This is a genomic window from Pseudomonas sp. P5_B2, from assembly GCF_056400445.1.
Map to the genome: position 1 here is coordinate 1 of NZ_JBFULH010000419.1, position 3618 is coordinate 3618.

Consider the following 3618-nt stretch of genomic DNA (forward strand, 5'->3'; position numbering starts at 1 on the left):
GGGTCAGCGTCCAGCGCCACCGCCCAAGAGGTATCACGCTGCCGGGCGCGGGTGTAGGTGCTACGAGAAATACGCAGGATCTGACAAGCCTGATCGCTGGATGCAGCCCATTTTTCGAGTATGCCGACTGCTGCACGCAAGCCCGTAACGCATTGGTTCTTGGTGAATGTCTGTGGTTGGAGAGGAACTGCCATCTTTTTGCCCTCAATTGATCCATGGACTCAAAAATATACAGATTGGTTCTATAGATCAATAGCGCATCGAGTATCCATGCGGTTTCTCAAGACTGGATGCTCCTACGGACAGGCTCCACGGAACCTTCTCCACGTTCGTCACCTGGTGGTGACTCTTGAGTTCGCCCATCAGTCCCACCAACAACAGCAATCGATAATGCCCCGAAAGACCTGCGCCAAGCTACGGAGCACACCTCTTGAGGGGGGCGGCCCCTTTATTCGGGAGGCATTAATCGTAAGCGCCAAAAACAACTCCAAAATGGCCCCACAACATGCACCCCTTACGACAAAGCTTGCACAACGAACTACACGCGCGCCCGTCACTGTATTTCGATGAGCCGGCCCATGTATTTCATCTGGCCTTCCTCGGCAGCGATCAGGCGTGCAATGCATTCCTGCAAAACTGCTGCCCTGGCTCCCTCGACCTGACCGCCGCCCAAGGCATTAGTCAACTCGATGGCCATGCATTGAAGTGGGAGCGTCATGCCGAGTTTTTCACCCTGACCCTGGTGGTCACTTCATCCTGCAATGACTTGTCCTGGACAACGTTGCCCGAGGTACTGGCGCAAAAGGTCGAAGCGCATTTGCCGACGCTCATCAACTCGGTGCAGATCGTCGTGCGTGGTGAAGCCGACCTGGACCTCTCCCGTTATGGCTTCAAGGACCCGAGCGGTTCTTGCGTGGGGGGTGGTGATGCGGTGGTGTGGAGCGATTTTCGTATCAGCGAGGAGGGCAACAACCACCTGTTGTTCGTCAACCGGCGCCTGAATGCCTACCGGCAGGGTCGAATGATACGTCGCCTTCTGGAAATCGAGACCTATCGAATGATGGCCTCGTTGTCATTGACCATGGCCAAATCCCTGAGCGCGCAGCTCGATGTTTTTGACAAGACCTTGGTCACACTCTCCGAACGTAATGCCCATGCCGATGGCAGTAATGCGAAAGCACTGCTTGCAGATATTTCCAACCTGTCTGCCCAAGTGGTCAGCAGCACCGCGAAAAGCCGCCACCGCTTCAGTGCCACTCAGGCCTACGCGCAACTGGTGTTTGAACGCTTGGGTGAGCTGCGGGAAAGTCACGTGGGCGATTGCCAACGCCTTGGCGTGTTTATCGAACGCCGGTTCAAACMCACCGTCAGGTATTGCTCTGCCACCGAACAGCGATTGGAGCACCTGGCCAAAAGCGTGGCCAACCTGGGCGACCTGTTACAGGCACGGGTTCAGGTAGAAATGGAAGAACAGAACTCGGAAATTCTCAAAAGCCTGAACGCCCGCGCCGATGCTCAGATCAAGATCCAGCGCGCAGTGGAAGGTCTGTCGATTATTGCGATTACTTACTACCTGATTAACCTGTTCAAGCTTGGCTACTCGGGGCTGCACTTGCTCGGCGTCGAGGTGGCCCCGCGAGAGGCAATGCTGGCAATGACGCCGCTGGCGATCGGCATTCTTGCGTTGATTGTGCTTCGTATCAAGAAAGTCAAAGAGCATTGAGGCGATAGCCCTGATGCTCACTTTTTTTATTTGGCTGTGTGGTCTTGATCGATTGGGTAGTTTCTCCATCGGCGAGTACGGGCGCTGGTAGAGTCGGGTGTGTTGCTTGGCTATAGAGCCCAACTGGACCCGGCGCATTGGGCTTTAATTTTTCCGCCATGGTGTTTGCCACCCTTGGGTCATACCAGGGCAGGCGCCTGAATGACCCGTGCGCTAAATCAATGCTCAGCGCTTGACCCCAATGCTCGTGATGAAACGAGGGATCCAGGATCGAGCGCTGCCGTTGTAATGTCAGACACTGCCGACCAATTTCCCCTCATTCATCCTGCGCTTGTACGCACTGTCCCGATTTGCCAACCAGAAATACAACGGCGAAGTCACCACCAGCCCGACCACCCAGGACAAGTCCGCCCCGTTGATGTGTTCTGAAATCGGGCCCACATATAACGGTGTGTTCATGAAAGGAATCTGCACCGCAATACCGACCGCGTACGCCAGCAAGGCCTGCGGGTTGTAGCGCCCATAAATCCCGCCATCCACGCGGAAGATCGAGGCAATGTCGTACTTGCCTTTGTGGATAGCGTAGAAGTCGATCAGGTTGATTGCCGTCCACGGCACCAGCACTACCAACAACACCAGCACCATATCGACGAAGTGGCCGATAAAGTCTTTTGAGGCGAAAACCGCTGCAATCGCACAGGCTGCCAGTACGAGGATGGAGATCACCGCCCGGCTTTTCGCGGTGGGGATCCAGCGATACGCAAAGGTCTGCACCAGGGTGATGATCGACAGCACCGCGCCATACAAATTGAGGGCGTTATGGCTGATCACGCTGAGCAGGAACAGCACCAACATCAACGGGCCGATAGAGCCGGTGGCAAGTTTGACGGCGTCCATCGTGTCCATGCCGACCGGGGTGGCAAGTACCGCGACGGCGCCGAAGATGAACGACAGGCTGGAGCCCAGTGCCGAGCCCAGGTAAGTGGTCCAGAAAGTGGACGCGACCGGAACGTCAGCCGGCAGGTAGCGCGAGTAATCCGACACGTAGGGCGCGAAGGCGATCTGCCACAGCGCAGCCAGAGACACGGTAGCCAGCCAGCCGGAAATGTTGAATTCACCGCGGGTCAGAAAGTCCGTGGTCTGGATATGGGTAAAGATATAGCCAAACCCCAATACGATCCCGGCGCCCAGTACCCAGGTACCGATGCGGTTGAGCACATGGATAAAGCGGTAACCGATGATGCCGATGATCCCGGAGCCGATGGCGCCGATCACGATGCCCACGGGCACGGGCACCGCGTCGACCACGCCGTGCAAGGATTTACCCGCCAGTACGATGTTGGAGGCAAAGAAGCCGATGTACATGACACCGGCGATCACCACTACCAGCAATGCGCCGAGGGAGCCGAACTGGGCGCGGCTCTGGATCATTTGCGGGATGCCCATCTGCGGGCCCTGGGCCGAGTGCAACGCCATCAACACGCCGCCGAACAAGTGGCCGACAAGGATGGCGACGATGCCCCAGATCAGGTTCAGGTGGAACAGTTGCACGCCCAGTGCGCCGGTCACGATCGGCAATGGCGCGATGTTGCCGCCGAACCACAGGGTGAAAAGGTCTCTTACCTTTCCATGGCGATCTTCAGGGGGCACGTATCCAATCGTGTGTTTTTCAATAAGCGGGGCGGATGATGTCGCAGTGGTGACCATAAGGAACTCCAAGGCAAGGTGAGTACGTGGACGTACTTCGCAGTGCGCCGCCTGCGCGACGCTTTGTTGTTGGAGTGATCATCTGTAATGGCGGCAGGCAGGTAAATTAGTAAGTTTGTTGCTATAGACCTTAAAAAAAGTATCTCGCCGGCCTTTTTGCTCCGGTATGTTGCATGCACCGTGATTGA

3 protein-coding genes and 1 pseudogene are annotated in these 3618 nt (G+C 56.4%); 2 read left to right on the plus strand and 2 right to left on the minus strand.

Going from position 1 to position 3618, the window contains the following annotated elements:
* A partial coding sequence (locus AC1DRJ_RS21615; protein WP_477803931.1) for an antitoxin Xre-like helix-turn-helix domain-containing protein occupies positions 1–194 on the minus strand: 194 nt, incomplete at its 3' end.
* 311 nt (positions 195–505) lie between these two features.
* On the opposite strand from AC1DRJ_RS21615, the gene AC1DRJ_RS21620 reads away from it, so the two are divergent.
* Positions 506–1723 carry a DUF3422 domain-containing protein gene (locus AC1DRJ_RS21620; RefSeq protein ID WP_477803932.1) on the plus strand — a complete coding sequence of 406 codons (1218 nt, stop codon included), beginning with the start codon at positions 506–508 and terminating at the stop codon, positions 1721–1723.
* Positions 1724–1789: 66 nt separating this feature from the next.
* Positions 1790–1899, plus strand: a pseudogene (locus tag AC1DRJ_RS21625) (AsnC family transcriptional regulator); the annotation flags it as partial.
* A gap of 115 nt (positions 1900–2014) precedes the next feature.
* Here AC1DRJ_RS21625 and AC1DRJ_RS21630 read toward each other — a convergent pair.
* The gene (locus tag AC1DRJ_RS21630) at positions 2015–3430 is read right to left on the minus strand and encodes a purine-cytosine permease family protein (protein ID WP_477803933.1); all 1416 of its coding nucleotides are present in this window, start codon (positions 3428–3430) and stop codon (positions 2015–2017) included.
* Between the last annotated feature and the right edge of the window lie 188 nt (positions 3431–3618).